General features: G+C 66.7%; 17 protein-coding genes. 1 reads left to right on the forward strand and 16 read right to left on the reverse strand.

The window, feature by feature from the left end; all coding sequences use genetic code 11:
- Window positions 1–73: 73 nt before the first annotated feature.
- The 3 genes from C6376_RS36660 to C6376_RS36670 all read right to left on the reverse strand — a co-directional run bounded on the left by C6376_RS36660 (window position 74) and on the right by C6376_RS36670 (window position 4594).
- Window positions 74–2518 (reverse strand): SpoIIE family protein phosphatase, encoded by a 2445-nt coding sequence (locus tag C6376_RS36660; protein ID WP_159083367.1) that lies wholly within the window; start codon window positions 2516–2518, stop codon window positions 74–76.
- A gap of 179 nt (window positions 2519–2697) precedes the next feature.
- Window positions 2698–3534, reverse strand: coding sequence for an alpha/beta hydrolase (locus tag C6376_RS36665; protein WP_107447351.1), 837 nt, complete (start codon window positions 3532–3534; stop codon window positions 2698–2700).
- Between the two features lie 34 nt (window positions 3535–3568).
- Window positions 3569–4594 carry a phenylacetaldoxime dehydratase family protein gene (locus C6376_RS36670; RefSeq protein ID WP_107447352.1) on the reverse strand — a complete coding sequence of 342 codons (1026 nt, stop codon included), beginning with the start codon at window positions 4592–4594 and terminating at the stop codon, window positions 3569–3571.
- A gap of 423 nt (window positions 4595–5017) precedes the next feature.
- Here C6376_RS36670 and C6376_RS36675 point away from each other — a divergent pair, with 423 nt between their 5' ends.
- Window positions 5018–6034, forward strand: coding sequence for a response regulator transcription factor (locus tag C6376_RS36675; protein ID WP_159083368.1), 1017 nt, complete (start codon window positions 5018–5020; stop codon window positions 6032–6034).
- Window positions 6035–6224: 190 nt separating this feature from the next.
- On the opposite strand, the gene C6376_RS36680 is transcribed toward C6376_RS36675, so the two are convergent.
- From C6376_RS36680 to C6376_RS36740, 13 genes are all read right to left on the reverse strand, one after another.
- On the reverse strand, window positions 6225–9362 hold the full coding sequence (locus C6376_RS36680; RefSeq protein ID WP_159083369.1) for a BTAD domain-containing putative transcriptional regulator: 3138 nt from the start codon (window positions 9360–9362) through the stop codon (window positions 6225–6227).
- 198 nt (window positions 9363–9560) lie between these two features.
- The gene (locus C6376_RS36685; protein ID WP_107447355.1) at window positions 9561–9833 is read right to left on the reverse strand and encodes a hypothetical protein; all 273 of its coding nucleotides are present in this window, start codon (window positions 9831–9833) and stop codon (window positions 9561–9563) included.
- Between the two features lie 1044 nt (window positions 9834–10877).
- Window positions 10878–11069, reverse strand: a complete 192-nt coding sequence (locus C6376_RS36690) for a hypothetical protein (protein WP_254076217.1) — start codon at window positions 11067–11069, stop codon at window positions 10878–10880.
- Entirely contained in the window at window positions 11066–11452 is a 387-nt protein-coding gene (locus tag C6376_RS36695; RefSeq protein WP_107447357.1) for a hypothetical protein, read from the reverse strand. The genes C6376_RS36690 and C6376_RS36695 overlap by 4 nt, the downstream gene beginning before the upstream one ends.
- A 64-nt stretch (window positions 11453–11516) precedes the next feature.
- Window positions 11517–11738, reverse strand: coding sequence for a hypothetical protein (locus C6376_RS36700; protein WP_107447358.1), 222 nt, complete (start codon window positions 11736–11738; stop codon window positions 11517–11519).
- A 459-nt stretch (window positions 11739–12197) separates the two neighbouring features.
- Window positions 12198–12989 (reverse strand): SDR family NAD(P)-dependent oxidoreductase, encoded by a 792-nt coding sequence (locus C6376_RS36705; protein WP_107447359.1) that lies wholly within the window; start codon window positions 12987–12989, stop codon window positions 12198–12200.
- A complete protein-coding gene (locus C6376_RS36710) occupies window positions 12986–13261 on the reverse strand; it encodes a dihydrodiol dehydrogenase (protein ID WP_234311807.1) in 276 nt (91 codons plus the stop codon). The genes C6376_RS36705 and C6376_RS36710 overlap by 4 nt, the downstream gene beginning before the upstream one ends.
- Window positions 13262–13272: 11 nt before the next feature.
- Window positions 13273–13788 (reverse strand): 3-phenylpropionate/cinnamic acid dioxygenase subunit beta, encoded by a 516-nt coding sequence (locus C6376_RS36715; protein WP_107447360.1) that lies wholly within the window; start codon window positions 13786–13788, stop codon window positions 13273–13275.
- Window positions 13788–15104 (reverse strand): aromatic ring-hydroxylating dioxygenase subunit alpha, encoded by a 1317-nt coding sequence (locus C6376_RS36720; RefSeq protein WP_107447361.1) that lies wholly within the window; start codon window positions 15102–15104, stop codon window positions 13788–13790. The genes C6376_RS36715 and C6376_RS36720 overlap by 1 nt, the downstream gene beginning before the upstream one ends.
- Before the next feature lie 4 nt (window positions 15105–15108).
- The gene (locus C6376_RS36725; RefSeq protein WP_107447362.1) at window positions 15109–16155 is read right to left on the reverse strand and encodes a dihydrodipicolinate synthase family protein; all 1047 of its coding nucleotides are present in this window, start codon (window positions 16153–16155) and stop codon (window positions 15109–15111) included.
- A gap of 67 nt (window positions 16156–16222) precedes the next feature.
- A complete protein-coding gene (locus tag C6376_RS36730; protein WP_107447363.1) occupies window positions 16223–17065 on the reverse strand; it encodes a 2,3-dihydroxyphenylpropionate 1,2-dioxygenase in 843 nt (280 codons plus the stop codon).
- A complete protein-coding gene (locus tag C6376_RS36735; RefSeq protein ID WP_107447364.1) occupies window positions 17065–17316 on the reverse strand; it encodes a hypothetical protein in 252 nt (83 codons plus the stop codon). Before C6376_RS36735 ends, C6376_RS36730 begins: the two co-directional genes overlap by 1 nt.
- A gap of 15 nt (window positions 17317–17331) precedes the next feature.
- Window positions 17332–18480: a S9 family peptidase gene (locus tag C6376_RS36740; protein WP_107447365.1), complete on the reverse strand. Its 1149-nt coding sequence runs from the start codon at window positions 18478–18480 to the stop codon at window positions 17332–17334.
- Window positions 18481–18489 lie beyond the last annotated feature (9 nt).

Here is an 18489-nt window from a genome sequence, read left to right on the forward strand (position 1 = left end):
CCTTCACGGCGGCGGTCACCCTCTTCCCTCTTCGGAGGTGGTCAAGAGGCTTTCAGCAGGCTGCTGATCCGTTTCATGCGCCGGATGGGGGCTCAAGGTCCGCAAAAACAGACAACGTCTGATCCACTCCGGTCGGAGCATCCTCGGGCGGGCTGAGGAGTTGTTCGGCCCAAATGGTCTTGCCGGTGGCGGAGTAGCGGGTGCCCCAGCGATGGGAAAACTGCGCGATGAGGTAGAGCCCGCGGCCGCCCTCGTCGGTGGTCGCCGCTCGGCGGATGTGCGGGGATGTGCTGCTGGCGTCGCTGACCTCGCAGATGAGGGTCCGATCGAGGATCAACCGCAGTTTGATGGGGCCATTGGTGTAGCGGATGGCATTGGTGACCAATTCACTGATGATCAGTTCAGTGGTGAAGGCGGAGTCCTCCAGATTCCACTGCTGGAGTTGCCGCAGGACAAGAGACCGAGCGCTGGCAACGACGGCTGGGTCTCGCGGCAGGTCCCACGTGACGTGGCGCTCGCAACTGAGTGCTCGCGTCTTCACGAGCAAGAATGCCAGATCCTCGTCGGCCGGCAGACGTGGAACCACAGAGTCGGCTATCGCCTGGCATTTGTCTTCGAGAGCCTGGTCGCTCAGCCCGACAGTCGAATGGAGTCGGCCGCGCATGACGGCGTCCGTCGGCCAGGCGTGAGCCAGGCTCTTGGTGTGGAAGAGAAGGGTGCTGCCCTCGGCGAGTTCAACCTCCGCAAGCTCGAACACAGGGTCCCCCAGCCCCAGGGGCTTGCTCGGCGGCAGTTGAGGGAAGCGGACCTGCCCCGTCGGATCAGCGATCATGGGCGCAGGGTGTCCAGCACTTGCCATCACGCAGCGGCGAGATATGGGGTCGTAGATCGCAAAAAGGCAAGTCGCACCCATCAGCCCCTCTGCGATGGGTGCGGCTCCCTTGCCATGCTCGCGCTCCACCAAGCGCGGCACCATGTCGTCGAGCCGTCCCAGCAACTCGTCAGGAGTAAGGTCCAGTTGCGCCAGAGTGCGTACCGCAGAGCTGATCTGGCCCATACATGCCGCCGCCGGGATCCCTTTGCCTGGTACGTCTCCGACTACCAGGGCGACGCGTGCTGCCGGCAGCGGAATGATGTCAAACCAATCGCCGCTCACGCCGGCGTACGCCTTGGCGGGGATGAAGCAGTGCACAACGTCGAGAGCTGTCTGGTCCGGCACGTTGTGGGGGAGCATGCTCCTGTGCAGCGTCACAGCGGCTGTGTGTTCTCGGATGTAACGCCGGGCATTGTCGATGCAGACTGCGGCGCGGGCGGCAAGTTCTTGGGCGAGAACGAGATCATCCCGTTCGAAGGGCCCAGCACGGGCACTGCGGTGCAGGTAGGCGAGGCCCAGCGTGACGTCGCGTGCGCGCAGCGGCACCAGCATGCCGCAGTTCTCTCCCTCTTCGAGGAGGGACCGCGTCCGAGGGCCGAAGATGTCGCGGAGCCCCTCGGCGTTCAGGTCACGCATGGACAACAGTGCCGGTTGACCATCCAGGAAGCTCTCGGACTGAAGGGAGTGAGCGGGGATGGTCAGCAGATCTCCCATCTGACCGGGTCCCTCAGCAGACGTGCCCACGGTTTTGCGCGCCACATGGCGCAGCACGACGTCCCCGGCATCTGAAGGCCGAGGCTCCTCGCCCTCTGTCACACCTGCCATCAGGTCGATCGCTGCGAAGTCTGCGAATCTCGGGACAAGCAAGTCGACCAGTTCCTCAGCGGTTGTGACCACATCGAGCGTCGTCCCTACCCGGGCTCCGGACTCGGCGAGGAAAGCCAGGCGCTCACGGGCCCAGTAGCGGTCGGTGACGTCGATCACCGCGTCCGTGACCCCGATAATCTGGCCATCCCCACCGGTCAACGCGAAGGAGGAGACGTTCCAGACATGCTCCCTTTCCGGGTCGGAAGGGGTTCGTCCATGGTGCAGGGAGTTGATCACGGGTAGTCCAGTGTCCAGCACCTTTCGGAGGCGGTGCTCGATCGCTTCGGTGTCGAGTTCTGGAAGCACTTCGCTGATTCGTCGCCCCAGGACGTCTTCCCGGACGATTCCTTGAAGCTTGACCAGAGAGTCGTTCATCCGGATGTATCGAAGTTCGGTGTCGAACACCGCGAGGCCGATCGGTGACTGGGTGAACAGTCCATCGAGGATGGACTGGTCCTCCTGGCGCTGCAGCGGCTGTTCGCTACTGGCAAGGACCAAGGTCCGGTCACTGCCTGGCTCTGTTGAGGTGAGTGGGACGAGGTGAAGTTCGAACTTCAGACGGTGACCCTCCCGGTGCCTGAGGACCGCAGCTCGACCATGACTGTCGTCGGCCTCAGCGCGTTCAAGCACTCCACCGGGGACGTCCGGAGGCATTCCGGGCCACAGCACAGCCGCCGGCCGTCCCACGACCTCGGTCGTCTTGTATCCGAGGATCTCCTCCGCCTCGGGGCTCCATGCGGTTACGATGCCCTCGTCATCCAGAACGAAGGTGGCCACAGGTCCGAGGGCACGAGAGTCCGCGATGCGGCGGGTTGAGGACACGCTCACCGGAGTATCCATCCGTCCGACCCTGGCCATGGATGCTTGAGGCCTGACCGTAGGCATTTCAGGCCATTTTCCACTGTACTGGACATCCGGGATCCCGATGGGGTGGGAACCGTGGCTGTCCCAGTCGATCATTGGACCAGCGCCTCCCTTTGTGGCTCGCCCTTGCCCTCACCAGCGATGTTGCAGAGCCATCGGTGCGTCATCTCCGCAATGTCCGCCCAGTTGCGGTCGAGGGTGACGCCATGACCGAAACCAGCCGCGTAGCGGTAGTCCGCGCCCAGCAACCGGGCCAGCCGATGAACAGCGGCCGGATCGGACAAGGCATCGTGCTCAGCCGCGAGGACGAGGAGCGGCCCCGAGATCCTCACCGGATCGACAGTGACGCTCCACTCCGTGGTGACTTGGGCCACTGCCCGTGGGGACTCCGGGACGAGGAGCTCGTAGTACCGCCGGGCAAGCTCGTCGTCGGTTCCGGAGAAGAACAGTTCTTGCGTCAGCTCGAACGGCGGCGGACCCCACATCTGAGTGGGATCGGTTGGTACCTCGAGTTTGTCGGGCGTCGCCTCTCCTGGGAGGCCGGGTGTCAGGAGCACCATGCCCGCGTGCCGATTGCGTTCGGCGTACTTCAGGCTCGCGAGTGCACCCATGCTGTGAGCGATGATGATCGGTGGCTCCTGGAGCCCGGAGGCCACCGCTTCGATATCGGGGGCCACGTCTTCGATGGAACGCCGGAGAGCCTCTTCCCGCGGCAACGGCTGTGATGTTCCGTGACCTCTCCAGCTCAGAGCGTGGCAGTCCCAGCCTCTGGCCGACAGGTATTCGGTGAAGTCGTCCCAGCACCACGCCCCGTGGAGTCCGCCGTGCACCAACAGCACGGGGGTCGGCCTGGCGGTCGAACTGGGAGCAGGTCTCCGCCTGGCAACATGGATGCCGCCGACTTCGTAGTCGACGATGTGGTTTGGCATCGCGTTCTCCTTCGCCCCGGGCGATCCGGGAGGCTCAGTGGTCAGAAACGAGATCGGAAACAGCGCTGCTCAGGTGTCCCAAGAACGGCAGGAGACCCGTGCGGTCGTGACAGTTGAGGTATTCCGCCCGGGCACCGCCCGCCGGCACGACGTAGACCTCGTGACCGAGAACCACGGTGACGTCGGGCGCGAAGTGCCGGGCCAACTCGCCGAAGCTCTGCAAGATGGCGAGATGGGTGGGATGCTTGTGCGCCCAGGCCTCGAGGTGCGCGAGCGACTGCCACCAGGCCAGCGTGGCAGTCTGGACCTGCGCATCAGCAGGGTGGTGGACGTCGATCTTGCGGATGCTGAGACACCCGGTGTCGAGGGGGTTTTCCGACAAGTAGTCGACCCCCGCCTGATACACCGGAAGCATCTTCTCCTCGAACCAGTCGCGCTCCGCATCGGGGCAGTGCCGCCACCCTTGAGGTGACCGGATGAAGCACATGTTCTCCGGTACCTCGAACGAGACGAGACGGCTGTCGGACATCACGGCGACCGGTGACAGCTCCGTTACTGTTCCGGGCAGCCCACCGTCCTCTGCGTCGTGGATGCGGTCGCGCATCGACCCGAAGTAGGAGTGGTACGGGTTGAGCTCCTTCGACCGGTTCTTCGCCATGCCCCACCGTGCATCCTGGGTGGAATACGACGTCTCCAGTCGGCGGGCCGGTACCTGCAGCGACTCGACCCAGAGCCCGACGCTTCGTTCGCCCGGTTTCGGCACCCAGGATTCCAGCGGGTGCTCGGCATGCCATCGGCGGTAGGCGTCCCCCGAGACCCAGTACACCAGGAACACGTCGTTGACATGGCCGGCCGCGTCCACGTGTCGTCCGGCCTCGATCTGATACACGGAGGCGTCTGCTTCCAGGGCGTGCAGTACCTGGTCGCGCATGTCCTGGACGTCGGTCCCTGGGTGGTACTGGATGCCGATCTGCGCCATGACGGCGGCGTCCAGTGACGAGAACTCCGAACTGTAGGCCGAGTAGGGGTTCTGGAAGTCACTGGCTCGGATCTTCGTCACCGCTGGTTCCTCTCGTGGTTCCTCTGGTGCTCATGAGCCAGCGTGGCTGCCCGCCACCGGATGGGGCAGACCTCAAGCGAGTACCGTTGCGGGGTTGGGTACTCGTTGGGGTCCACCGAGCCTGGTGCGCCCTGCCGCGTCCGCGCCCGAGCATCACCCGAATGGGTAATCTTCCGGACACGGCGGTCCACGGTGGCTGCTACGGGGTCAGCACACTTGACCGCTTTCCGGCATTGGGTTGATCCTCGGATTGGCGCGAGCGGTGAGACCGTCACGTGCCGGCCTTCCGGAGGACCGACTGAACATGAGGTCCTCGGGACACAGGCGAATGACGACGGAGCACCGAAACGAGCACTTGATGGTGGCCAGCCAGGCGAGCATCGGTCGTTTTACCAGCGAAGGGCTTCAGACGTGAACTCTTCGGTGAGCAGCAGGCTGCTTCGATTCACTGCCGAGGCGGGGGCCTGCGCGGAGCAGGACCTCCAGGCGAAGGTCCTTGATGAGCTCGGCCGCGTCGTTCCCGGAAAGGCCGCAGGGGTGTACCTCTTGGGCAGCGTGGGGAACGCGGCATCGAGCGTCCAGGCCTATGGAGTGAGCGACTATTTCCTGGCCAAGTATGAACATCAGGGTCGTGACTCGGACCTGGTGCTGGAGGCGGTGCTGACCAGTCGTTCAGCGGTGACGGAAGCTGAGATCTACGAGCCGGCCGAGTGGATGCTTCTCCCTCTGTACCGACAGGTTCTCGCCTTGCACAGCATCGCTCATACGTTGCAGGCGCCCCTGATCGTGGCGGGGGAGGTACGGGGCACCTTGAACGTAGCTCGTACGTCGGACCAGGGCGCTTTCGCCGTGGGAGAGCTGGCCGTCGTGGAGGCACTTGGCCGTCTCTCCGGCCTGGCGATGGAAAGTGCCAGGATTGCCGAAGAGCTCGGCAGGCGACTCGCACGCGCCTCCGCGGCTCTCGACCTGATCGACGAGCCGGTGGTGTTGACCGACATCCGCACCGCCGAACGCACCGCGAACGCTGCGGCGCAGCGCATCATCGGCGGTCTCTCCGGCGGCCGGACGTTCGACGACCTCCTGGCCTGGTCACGCGACGGAGCGGCAAAGGCACCCGAGGGGACGATGCGTCCCTGCGAAGATCCAGAGACCGGTCTGAAGCTACGGTCGACGCAGCTGCCTGACGACGACATCCTCATCACGATCATGCACACTCCGGCTGAGGCACCTACTCATGCACGGGCATTGATTCAGGAGGCCCTGAGCCCGCGGGAGTACGAGATCGCGGGCCTCGTGGCCTCGGGCTTGAGAGACGGGCAGATCGCCGAGCAGCTTTTCCTCAGTCACCACACAGTCAAGAAGTACTTGAAGAGCACCTACCGCAAGCTGTCACTGCGGTCACGCGTGGAGCTCACTCGTGCCATGCACGGCGGCGCCTGAACCGTCAATCGCCGATACGTCCGGCGGCGCCTGTCGGGCAGCGACAGCAGGCTCAAGGCCGGCCGCAGCAACGATGCTCCGGCACACGGCCGTCATCCCAAGCCGCTTCATGACCCATACGAACACGAGGCGGCGAGGTCTGTTCGTCTGTCTGCGCGGGCTCTGGATCGCACAGATCCGACCTCTAGGATCAGCCTGCTGCGGTGCCGCCGCGTCGCAGCAGGGCGGGCAGGCCAAGGCCGTTCTGGGTGAACAGTCCCTCGGCTGCGGCGAGTTCATCGGCCGCAGCCGAGTCCGATCCCGCTCGCAGGCCTCGCATGTACCGCACTACGGCCAACACGCGCGGGCTCTGGATCCTTGCCGCCACCTGCTCCGCGGCCCCCAGCGCGGCGGCGAACTGGGGGCTGTCCCGTGCGGCGAGGAGCACGACCCGCGCCCATGATTCCAAGGCCTCGGCATACAGGCCCACATCTGCCAGGCCGACTCCGGCATCCAGGTGGAGACGGATCGCTTCGGCCGATCTGCCGTCCGCATCGGCGAGGAGGGCCTTGCACTGGGCCACCTGCGCGGCCGGGGCGTCCAGCCACAGCATGGCATTCGACCGGGTCAACTCATCGACCATGTGCCGACCGGCATCGATGTGCCCGGCCAGCAGCGTCACCCGGGCCAACGCGGCCCTTGCCGGTACGGCGACCTCCGGCAGATCGAGTTCCTCCACCAGCTGCACCGCTTCGGCGAGCAGCACGGCAGCGCCGCGGAGATCGCCCCGGGCCTCGCGAGTCATCGCCCGCCGCAGCAGCGCTCGCTGTTGGGCCCATTTGTCGGCGCACCGACTGTAGTGTTCGGCTGCACTCAAAAAGGCCGCCTCAGCGTCGGCGACACGTCCGCGCGCCAGCATTCCCAGCCCACGCGCCACCGAGGGTGCGGCCATGGTCCACACATCGCCCGAGGACATCGCCAGTCGCCGCCCCTCCTCCAGGACCGCGTCCCCCTCTTCCCAGCGGCCGAGTCGGTGCAGCGCGTGCGCCCTGCCCACGTAGGCGAGCGACAGGTCCGCGATCCGGACGCTTTCATGCCCCCGGGCCGCGTGTTCGGCCTGTTCCCCAAAGCGCACGGCCTCCCCAAGGTGACCGAAAGCCGAACCCAGGTGTGCAGCCCACGCGAGGGCCCGCACTCGGATCCCCACGTCCTGTGCAGGCAATGCAAGCGATCTGGTGATCAGCTTCCAGTCCGCCGTACGGCCGCCGCGCATCCACGTCGTGTATCCGAGTGCACCGACCAACTGGTGGGCGACGTCACCGAGGCCGCGGTCCAGCGCACGCTGGAAGGCCGCACGGATGTTGCCCTCTTCCAGCATGAACGTGCGCACGGCCTGCGCCTGACCGGCTCCCACGAGTCGACGACTGCAAGAGGTCGCCAGAGAAACATAGATGTCCACCTGGGCATGTACGACGCGTTCGGTCCCACCTGTGGCCTCCAGCTTCCGGGCAGCATAGAGACGGACGGTCTCCAGCAGTCTGAACCGCTCCGGAAAGCCTTCCGCCGTCTCGGCCTGCACCATCGACTTGGCCGCCAGCCGTCCGAGCAGGGCCCGGACGTCGGTGTCGTCCTCGCCCAGATGAGTCCACAGTCCTCGCACCTGCTGGGGCAGAAACGATCCGCGGAACACCGACAGGCGGTCCAGAGCCTGTTGCTCGCGGCGGTCGAGCAGCTGGTAACTCCAGCCGACCACCGATTCCAGAGTGCGGTGCCGGTCCGGGCCCCTTCCCGGGCCTCGGTCCAACTGCTGGAACCGATCGTCCAGCAGACGCTCCACGCCGGCCGGACCCAACGCTCCGGCACGTACCGCCGCCAGTTCTATCGCCAAGGGGATGCCGTCGAGTTGATGACAAACACGGCTGATGGTCCGTACGCCGGCGGCGTCGACGGTCAGACCCGGCTGTACCGCCTGCGCACGGTCGAGGAAGAGCCGGACGGCAGGCAGTGTGGCCAGAGCCACGACATCGTCGAGGTCCGAGGGCACGGCCAGCGGCGCGACCGGATGAACGGCCTCACCGGGAACACTGAGCGGCTGCCTGCTGGTGGCAAGGATCGTGGTCCCCTCTGTGCCCGCGTTCAGTGCGGCAGAGAGTGCGGCGGCCTCGTCCGCGACGTGTTCACAGTTGTCCAGGACCACCAACACCCGACGACCCTTGAGCGCCTCGCACAGCGTCCGAATCGGACTGAGTCCTCGGCTGGCCGTCCCGCCCGGTAGCGTCGCGGCACTTAGCGAGCCGAGAACGGCCAAGGCCAGATCATAACCAGGCGCGTACGGCACAAGATCGACCACGACGACACCATGAGCCACCGCCGGTGCCCGGCGGTCGATCAACGCCCGCGAGACCTCGAACGCGAGCCTTGTCTTGCCCACGCCGCCCGGGCCGGTCAACGTGAGGATCCGAGTACGGCCGAGAATCTTCAGCGTCGCATCGACTTCCCCCTCGCGGCCGAGGAAGGACGTGGCGGGCCAGCCTATGTTCGTCGGCCTGGACGGCTTCGCTCCGGAGCCCGCCGCGTCCGTGTCCCGCAGGATGAGTCGCTCCATCTCCTGCAGGCGAGCCCCGGGCGCGAGCCCGTATCGGACGTCCAGCACGCGCCGAGCCTCCTGGTAGACGGCCAGGGCATCGGCCTGCCGTTCCAGCCGGGACAGGGTCAGCATCCGTAGCGACCAGAACTCCTCGACCTGCGGATGCCGCCTCGTCAGCGTCAACAGCTCTGCGGCAGCCGTGCCGTACGCCCCTTCGTCCACCTCCGCGGTCAGACACTCCTTGAGTGCCTGCAATCGCAGCTCAGCGAGGCGGTCGCTTTCCTCCGCGAGCGCAGGGACGTGCCGTACATCGGTATAGGCGGACTCGGACCGCCAATGCGCCAGCGCACACCGATACGCCTCGGCCACGCCATCCACCCTGCTCCGCTGGCGCAGTCCCCTGGCCTCGGACAACGCGGTCTCGAACCGCGCCGAGTCGACGGCCTGTCCGGGAAGGTCGAGGAGGTAGCCGCCGGGCACCGCACACAACACGCCCGGGCCGAGCACGCGCCTCAACGACGACACCCGGGCCTGTACGGCGTTACGGACCCCGGGTTTGGTTGCCTCCTTTTCCGCCAGCCCCCATACCTGTCGCACGATCTCCGTGGTTGCCACAGGCCGCCCCACGGAGCGGGCAAGCAGCCCGACGAGACCTCGTGTCCGCCCTCCCGCGATCTCCAGCCGCCGGTCGCCCGCGTAGAGCTCCAGTGCTCCGAGGACACGCACGTCGAAGGCGTCACTGTGAGGTTCACCTGCCTTCACGGCATCCTCCTGGTTCTGACGTCCCACAGGGAGCCGGAGCGCCCCGCGTCGCCACCCTCAGGACGTTGGAGAGGTCGCCCATCGCCGCATCATGTACCTCCTGTCACGGCTATGCCGGAACCGGTGGCGTTCACCCCACAGCTTTCCGATGCGCCGCCGCTATGGGGAGGCCTGGTCGCCGCAAGGTGTGAAGCCGCCTCACTGGTCGGCTCTCTCGGTCTCGGCCGCGGCGGAGACCTTGCGTTGATATGCGCGGAGTCCGAGGAACCCGGCAGCGAATCCACTGATGAGGCCGCTCAGAGCATGATTCAAAGCATTGGCCGTGGCGCTACTCGGCACACCGATCAGCGCATAGTTGATGAGGGCGCTCACTACGGCCCCCATCAGTCCGCCGGTGAGACCGCACATCAACGAGGCGCGCATTGCGGACGGCCGGTTGGTGGCCGGCAACGGTGTACTTGGCGTGGTCATTGTCGACTGCTCCTCTTGGTGGGAATCACATCTACTGGGCTGACTCAGTGGTCACTGATGCATTGATCAGGCGCCTCGGGTCAGCGCCTGTGGCGGACGGCTTTCGCTGGCCGTGCCGTCGGGCGAAGCACCTCAGATCTCGATCCTTGGTGATCGGTTCAGCCGGTCGTGGTTTGTCCAGAAGGGCCGTGGGCGAGGATCGGGGTTGCCGACGGCCCGCCGAGGCCAGCCCTTGGACGGCCTGGCAGTCGAGCAGGAGCGCGGGTACGTGGGCCGGACATGCGCTGGTAGAGGAGGCTCATGCCGGTGACGTGGTGGGCTACTACGTCAGAGTGGGCGGCCCTTCGGCTGCTCGCGCCTCATGGCCGCGTTGACGACGATTGTCAGGGGTCCACACCGTCGGCAGTGTCACCCGGACGGGGACAATCGGTTCGGGCAAAGGGGGATTCGTCGGCGGCATCACCGGAACGGTGCTTGCCCTCAGCGGTGCGGTTGCGACCGGCAGCGCCTTCTTGGCGAAGAACCGTCGGACCGCGACCCAACGCAACCCGGGTCGTCCCGGCGTTCGCCGCTTGCCATGCGGCTACCTTTGTGGCGGCGCTGCTCGGTCTCATCGGCATGTGGCGGTGTCCGAGCCTCGCGTTCCGCCCCCAGTCCGGACTTCCAGCGGGAGCGACGACGCACCGGCAGCCGCCTCAATGCGGTAAACGCCCTCCGCGCTGAAGGTGATCGCCAGCAGGCCGGCTCTGCCCATCGGACCACGCCGCCGGCGTCGCCGTACCCGCCGTGATCACCAGCCAGAGAGCACACGATGGCGGAAGCTCGGCCATTGGTGACCAACTCGGGGACGATCAGGACGGCCGCGTCCACGGTGCCGACTGAGCTGTCCCACCCCACCCGCGGGGCCTGGACCCGGCGCGGTGTCAGGCCCACAGCTGAAGACAAGCTCCGTGGTCCTACCGATGCGCCTCGATTCACGTCAGGGTCGCTGCGGGTTCCCGCCAGGGCGATTGCAGAGTCCGTTGATCGCACCTTTGGTGCAGGTCAGCTGAGTCCGAGGACGGTCAGTGGTTGTTTGTAGGGGCGGAGGGCTGTGGTGCGGAGTCCAGCGGCGATGTTGGTGTGGCCGGCGGTGCGGAGCTGGTTGATGGCGAAGCTGCGCAGGGTGGCCATGTTCTCCGGGCGGTGCCCGGTTCGGATCTTGGAGGCGTCCTTACGGAAGGCGGTGTCCCTCACGAAGTGGAGCCTGTTTTCGAGCACCCCAGTGCACCCTCAAGATCTTCGCGATGCGTTCCGGGGATGCCTGGCGGCTGGTCAAGTCGGTGATGACCTAGACGGTCTCGCGGCTCTGCTTTGCGGCGGCGCATGACCTGGGCGGCGTGTGGGAAGCCGACGCCGAGGTCGGTGACGGTCAGCACCTGCACGACCCGGGTCTCCTTACAGCCGTGCCCCTCGGTGCCGTCGTAGTACTTTGCCGTCGCCTTCTGCCAGGGCAGGGTACGCAGCTGCTCGTAGAGGTTCTTCTGGTTCCGCTTCACGGTGAAGGCGCAGTAAGTTTTCTTCTCCTCGACAGGGAAGCGGGCGTGGTCGCGCCGGGTGTGTAGCGCGTCGCCGGTCACGGTGACTCCTTGCAGGTCATAGGGGTCCAGGAGGGCGGCGAAACAGGTGATCTCGTTCGTCTTCTCAGGGACCCTGAGCTGGGTGACCGGTCATGCCGGTGCCGGTCATCGCGGCCGGCAGGTGCGCGGCCGGGGTGGCACCGAGGCGCGAGCCGCGGGCGCTCTTGCCGTCGATCGCGAGTGTGCCGGTGCCGGCCAGGTCGTGGCCGAGGAGGTCGGCCAGGCCGCCGGGGCAGGTGTCTTTGATGACTCTGCGGATCGTCGCGCCGCTGGGCGGTACACGCACGGCCAGCGCAGTCCCGGTGCGGGCACCGAGCCGGGCCAGAACGTCCTGCGGGGCTCAGCAGCACTGCCACGAAGGGGCGACGCTTCCCGCGCCGACACCGCGGATCGGCCAGCGTGGCCAGCCGCTCGGCCGGCGGACGCGTGGCACGGTGCTGACGAGTGGGCGACTTGACCAGACAGACGGTGGCAGGCTGACGGCACATCGAAGCTCCGTTGCGCGCAGGCGACTTGGCAAGGTCACCTCCACAACGGAGCTTCGTTGCGTCCGGTCGTGCGCCCTCCCTGCATCGTCCCATGCTGTGACCTGCACACTCACGAGGTCACAGCATCTTGGCAATCGCCCTGCTGGGCTCATGGCGGTGCAGCAAACACGCAGGAATGACCCCTGTGCCTGTGGCTCGCGGCCGTACCCTCGCCGTACGCTGCGCACGAGGCGCGGCCGCAAGCCACACGTGCCTCGTCAGCCCTCGGTGTGCCCGCCGTCGCTGTTGATGACGACTCCCGTGACGATCCGTGCGGCAACCGGGTCGGCCAGGTAGACAAAGGCACCGGTGTGGTCCTCGGGAGTCGGCTTCACCTGGAGAGCGGTGCCGGCTCTGATGCGCTCGTCGCGGCCGCCCCTGGCCTCGACGGTGGACTCGCCCTGCCCGAGAGCGTCCAGGCCGGAGAACCTGGTGCCCGTGGTACCTCCCGGTGCGACCCCGTTCACCCGCACATAGGGGGCAAGATCCACTGAGAGGTGCTGTACCACGCCCCGCAGAGCCCACTTGGAGCTCCCGTAGAGAACACCTCCACCAGCAGGGCGGAAGGCCGATTCCGAGAGAGTGAGGGTCACGGAACCACGGGTGTCGCGCAACGCCGGCCACGCTGTGGCGACCGCGACCAGAGTGCTGAGGACATTGAGCCGCCACGTCTCCTCGGCGGCACCGACGAGCTTGTCCACGGGCAGCTCGCGGAGCGAGGCGTAATGATCGAACACGCCGACGCAGCAGGTGAGTTGATGGAGGCCTCCGCCGGCCAGGACTGCCTCTTCCACTGCTTTCGCAAGGGTGTCGGCACGGGCCGCGTCTCCTTCGACCACGTGCAGGGGCGAGCCCTCGCCCTCGCGGCGCAGTGCGGCAGCGTGCTCGGCGGACCGCTCGATCGCTGTGACCGTCGCGCCCTCTTGCAGGTAGGCCAGGGTGGCAGCCCTGCCGATGCCGGAACCGGCACCGGCGACGAGCATGCTCAGACCACCGAGGCGCCCGCTCACGGTGCCGGCCTCCTCTCCAGCAGCTCCGAGATCAGCTCCGGCTCTTGGAAGGTGAGGCAGTCGAGGGCGACCGCGTCCAGAAGGATCCTGCTGCCCCGGCGAGGCGACCAGATGTCCAGCCGCATGCCGTTGCGCGTCTCGACCTTGCGGATCACGACGTCGGCGAACTCGTTCGCGATGACGATCGGCCCCTCGGCTGACTGCTCCGGGTACTGCGAGACGTCACCGACCGGCGGACGCTCGATGGTGGGTTGCTTGCTGATCTCGTCCACGTCGTGCCTCGCTAGATCAGGATGGACAGGTTGTGCGCGTTGATCAGCGCCTGGTCGAAGGCCGCCCATCTGCGGGCCAGGCGCCATCCGTCCTCCGTGCGACGGACGACGTCCTTGCGGGACAGCGAGTAGAGACTCGGTGTCGGACTGGTGCCGCGGCTGCGGTAGATGAAGCAGTTGGAGTGAACCTTGTACTCGTCCGGGTTGTCGCCCGGGTCGGCGAGGACGTTGGTGACGAAGTGCCGCGTCTGGGAGGGCGGTTGCTCCGCCCAGGCGAAGTCGGTCTCCAACCGCTGGATCCGCACCTCGAGGGTCTGCCGGTCGTCGTCGAAGATCCGCGACGTAGGCGAGAGATCCCAGACTGCGAGGCCTTCCCGGATCACTCGCAGTGGCGCTTCGTAGCGGATGTCGTCGGTCAGCATCGCCAGCCAGTCCCGGAAGCGGCGTTCGTCGAGCGCCAGCGCCTCACGGAACATGAACTCCTGGATCGCGGAGGCGGTGTCGCGGTCGACGGGTTGCTCGCCCATCACGCCTCCCCTGCCAGGTAGTCCGCCCACCGGCTCCACAGGTTCCGGAAGTTGGTGTCGTTGACGTAGGGGACGACCGCGTGGCCCGGGCCCGGGAACTCCGGGTCCGGCGCGCTGTCCATGCCCATGATGTAGGGGAAGTCGACACCGCGGACCATCGTCATCCCTGCTGCCTGGGTGACCTTCGTCCAGTTCTCGAAGTCGTCCTGTTCGAAGGTGCCCGCCTGGCCGAACGCCAAGGTGTAGGCGCGGTAGGCCTCCTTCTTGTACTCCTGAGAGGCGTTCTTGGGCACCAGGCACCAGGAGTACATCTCCATCCGGCCCGGGCCGACGGGGTGGTAGAGCCTCATGGTGACGAATCGGACCCCGATCTCGCCGGGTTCCAGGCTGAACGGCTGCATCAGGAAGGAGAGGTTGGGAAAGACCGACCCGACCGCCGTCCGGGTTCGGGAGAACACCTCCACCTGCTCCGGGCTGAGCGACTGCTTCATCTCCGCCACCAGATCGTCGGGGAAACCCCCGAAAGGCGGGAAGTTCGGACCGTGTCCCAGACCGATGCCGTGGCCCTTTCCGCGAATGCTGACGGCCCAGCCCTGGCTGTGCGTCGAGCCCGAGGAAGGGAAGTAGCCGAGGTGGAATCCCCATTGGTGGGCCACCGGGGTGTGGTAGCCGTCACCGGCGAAGTTCTCGGTACAGATCTTCCAGTCGGTGTCGGCTATCCAGTGGTCCGGCGGCCCGTGGACCTCGACCCCGCCGAGCCCGTGCTTGAGGTAGAGGTCCAGGTAGAACTGGAACCCTCCCAGGTATTCGTCCAGGGGCGGCGCCTCCGGGTCCAGGCAGCCGAAGACAAGCCCCTCGTAGGAGTCCACCCTGACCCGGACCAGACCCCAGTCCTTGCGCTTGAGCCTGCCTTCGTAGCCCTCCTTCATGTAGGGCACGCCCACCAGTTCGCCGGAGTTCTTGTAGGTCCAGCCGTGGTACGAGCAGCGGAAGTGGGAGGCGTTGCCCATCTCCGCCTTGCACATCACGTTGCCGCGATGCCGGCACATGTTCAGGTTGGCGTGGATCTCGCCGTGCTCGTCCCTGGCGACGATGAGGTTGTTGTTCCCGATGTACCGGGTCACATAGTCGCCGGGATGGGGGATCTCGCTCTCGTGGGCGAGGAAGCACCACGTCTTCGAGAACAGCCGTTCCTGCTCCAGGTCGTAAACGGCCTGGTCGTTGAAGGCGCGGACCGGGAACCGGCCGCTGTCGATACCCTCGCGGGTCTCCTCGACCCACGCGGCGAGGGACTGGGATTCCGGTTTCGTGTTCATCCCGTCACACCTGGCTCAGAGCCTGCTTCGGGGTGCGCTTGCCGAACCGCTGCTCGATCTCGGCCCGGATCTGCAGGTAGCGCTTCACGTGCTCGTCGGTCGTGGTCACATGCCCCTGCGGAACGAGGTCCTCGGTGTACGGCGGGCGGCACTTGCCGACGCTGATGTAACCGGCGCCGTTCACCCGGATCTTCTCCAGCGGGATGTTGTACTTGGCGAACTCCATGAAGTCCTGGCCCACCAGGAAGGGTTCGTGGGCCCAGCGCAGCCGTTCGGTGAGCCAGCGGGCGTCCTCCATCCGTCCCTGCTGGAGCGCGTCACGCAGTTCCAGGACCGGGCCGGGACCCATCGCGGTCGTGGACGACCAGGCCATGCCGACGAGCTCCTCGCCGTACATCTCCCAGGCCGGGTACCAGTCGGTCTCGATGGACATCAGAGGGAACCTCGTCCCGGTGTGCGCCATGTCGTTGTGGTAGCGGAAGCCGACCGACGCACCGCCGGCGTACTTGACCGCCACCACCTGCGGCAGCTCCACGAGCGTCTTGTACACCCGCCGGGGGATGATGCCGCGGAAGGCCGCGGTGTTGTCGTAGACGACGATCGCGAGCTCGGGTACGGCGGTGGCGACGTCGCGGTAGAAGCGCTCCATCACCGGGGCGACCATCTCCCCCCACATCGGCCGGCCGAGCAGCGTGCCGGTGATCCCCAGATCGGCCAGGTACTTCATCCGGGAGACCGTGTCACGGGTGTTGAGCGTGGTAGCGCCGATGAAGACCGGGAAGTCCTCGTCGACGCTCCGGACGGTCTCTGCGACACAGGCCGCGTACGCCTTCCACTCCTCCAGGGTGAGGGTGGCCATCTCGCCGAGGGTGCCGTTGAGCGCGATCGCATCGACGCCGTCGTTGATCAGGTTGCGGATCATGCGCTCGGTCTCGTCCAGGTCGACCGTGTCGACCGCGTCGACGCGCTCGGCGCCGGGCAGGGCCGGGGTCGGGGGGTAGGCCATCACACCGCGCATGTCGCGTCCGGTGATCTTGGGAAGCTTGCTCACGGTAACTCCTTCTGTAATTCCTGAATTCCTGGCGGCAGTGCGTTTTCTTGTGGGGCCTATGCGGTGGTCACAGCCGGGCTGCGGCGACCGCGGTGCCGGTGAGCCAGGCGGGTACCGGCACGTAGGCGAGGACGTCGAAGCCGACCCCGGCCGCACCCGCGGCGACAAGCCAGGTACGGATCTCGTGGGCGCCGTTGCCGGCCCGGTCGATCTCCTCGCCGGTGTACTCCGTCAGGCGCTCCGGATCGCCCGACTCCAGCCGCGCGATGAAGTCGCGGTCGAACTCCTCGTTGATGTCGCCGGATTCCGGGAGTCCGACCCAGTGCGACAGACCGCCGGTGGCGAGGACCACCACTCTCTCGGCTCCGGACTGGCTCTCCACGGCCTCGCGGATCATGCGCCCGAAGGCGTAGCAGCGCTTGGGCGTGGGCCACGGAGGGTTCACTCCGTTGACGATCACGGGGACCAGGGGGTACCTGGAGCCGGGGTCGAGGTGCTTCAGCGGGACGCAGAAGTTCTCGTCGAACTCCAGTCCCCCTTCGACCAGGGCGGGATCGAACTCCGCCCCGAGCGCGAAGGCGTACAGGTGGCTGCCCAGGGCGGCCGCGCCCGGGTACTGGTGCTGCTCGACCTGTAGAAAGCCGGCCATCTCCGCGGTCGCAGGCCCGAGATAGGAATCTCCGGTGGCGATCGCGAAGGCGGGCAGGTTGCCGAGGTGGAAGTTGGTGAAGTGCTCGACCGACACCGCGATCACGGCGTCCGGTTCGAGGTCCTCGATGCGACGACGTACGTCGGCATACGCCTGCTCCACCGTGGCCCGAGCGTCGGACGCGGCGCGCTCTGGCCACCCGGTGATGCCGGGCGAGTGGGATGCCGCGAAGGCGCCGACGATGCGGCCGTGCGTTCTCATCAGGACTTCTCTCCTCGGATCTGCGCGTAGTACGCGGCTCGGTCGACCTCCAGCTGGATCGCGCAGAAATACAGCAGGTACGGGTTGACCCTGTGCTCGTACATCGACTTGAAGTCGAGGTCCTTCATCCAGGTGCGGAACTCCCCGGTGATGCCGTAGGCGTCGAGAACCTCGTCGGGGCTCGACCGATAACGGGCCGCCACATCGGGATGCCGGCGGATGTCCCACAGGAGCCGGTGGATTGAGTACATGGCGGTCTCCGTGCCTCAGCCGAGCCGCTGGACGAACCAGTCGGCAAGGCGCGCGGTCGCGACGGAGAAGTAGTCGTAGCTGCAGTGCAGCGAGCCGGCGCCGTCGTAGATGTCGGCGGTCACGTCGTCCGTGGTGAGGGCGTCGATGAAGCGCTGGGCACCCGCGATGTCCATGATGATGTCGTCGGTGCCGTGCATCACGTAGACCGGGATGCTGAGTTTCTCGGCCACGCCGTCCAGCGTGAAATCGGCCAGCTTGCGGCGCGCCTCGGCGTCGTCCTTGGACCCGGTCAGCCACTGCAGCTGCTGCTGCAGGGGCGGGTAGAACTCGTAGAAGTCGGTGAGGATGCTCCACGTGCCGCACCAGGCCGCGACCGCCTTCACCCGCGGCTCGAAGGCTGCCGCCCGGGGAGCGTAGTAGCCGCCGAAGCTCACGCCGGCGAGTCCGATGCGGTCGGCGTCGACGTCGGGGCGCTGCTCCAGGAAGTCCAGGATGGCCGCGACGGGGACTTCGTAGTCGGGACGGCTGTAGAGCTGCTTGAAGCGCAGGGAGCTGCCGCGGCCGGGAGTGTCCACCAAGACGACGTTGATGCCGCGGGCCGGGAACTCGGAGCCGCCCAGGAAGTAGAGTTCCTCGGCCCAGGAGTCCGCGCCACCGAGGAAGAGGACCGTGGGCCGGGGCGTGTCCGAGGTGTCGGGCCGGACGAAGTAGCCGTCCATCGTCGTTCCCTCGAAGGGGACCTGGATGCGCTCGATCAGTCCGTCGGTGAGCTCGGCGGCCTTCTGGAAGTTCGCCGTCCCCTTCCTGTACGCCTGCTCTCGGCGCGGGTCGGAGGACGCGAGGAAGAACTCCGAGTGCCGGTAGTAACTGCACGACCGCTGCAGGGACCGTTGCGCGGTGGTGATGTCACCGCGTTCCAGGGCCGCCTCGCCGGCAGCCGCGACCTCTTCGGCAGTACGGCTCCATTCTCGCTGCCAGATCTCACCGTCGGTCGTTGTACGACCGATGCGGGCGGCGGTGCGCGCACACTCGAAGAGGTCGGCGCCGCCAACGGCGACCTGCGCGAGCAGACGCATCGTCTGCAGCGACCAGTCCTCGTCCTGCGGGAACAGTTCGATGATCGACAGGGCGTCACGGTTCTCGGTTATGGCTGTGCTGGTCATCTGTGTCCT

Origin of the sequence: Streptomyces sp. P3, from assembly GCF_003032475.1 — a bacterium.
Classification (GTDB): domain Bacteria; phylum Actinomycetota; class Actinomycetes; order Streptomycetales; family Streptomycetaceae; genus Streptomyces.

Excerpts from the sequence above, each read along its gene's own strand:
- C6376_RS36665 (WP_107447351.1), bottom strand. The coding sequence starts at position 3,534 with ATGCCAAACCACATCGTCGACTACGAAGTCGGCGGCATCCATGTTGCC.
- C6376_RS36685 (WP_107447355.1), bottom strand. The coding sequence starts at position 9,833 with ATGACCACGCCAAGTACACCGTTGCCGGCCACCAACCGGCCGTCCGCA.
- C6376_RS36715 (WP_107447360.1), bottom strand. The coding sequence starts at position 13,788 with ATGGGCGAGCAACCCGTCGACCGCGACACCGCCTCCGCGATCCAGGAG.
- C6376_RS36720 (WP_107447361.1), bottom strand. The coding sequence starts at position 15,104 with ATGAACACGAAACCGGAATCCCAGTCCCTCGCCGCGTGGGTCGAGGAG.
- C6376_RS36730 (WP_107447363.1), bottom strand. The coding sequence starts at position 17,065 with ATGAGAACGCACGGCCGCATCGTCGGCGCCTTCGCGGCATCCCACTCG.
- C6376_RS36735 (WP_107447364.1), bottom strand. The coding sequence starts at position 17,316 with ATGTACTCAATCCACCGGCTCCTGTGGGACATCCGCCGGCATCCCGAT.
- C6376_RS36740 (WP_107447365.1), bottom strand. The coding sequence starts at position 18,480 with ATGACCAGCACAGCCATAACCGAGAACCGTGACGCCCTGTCGATCATC.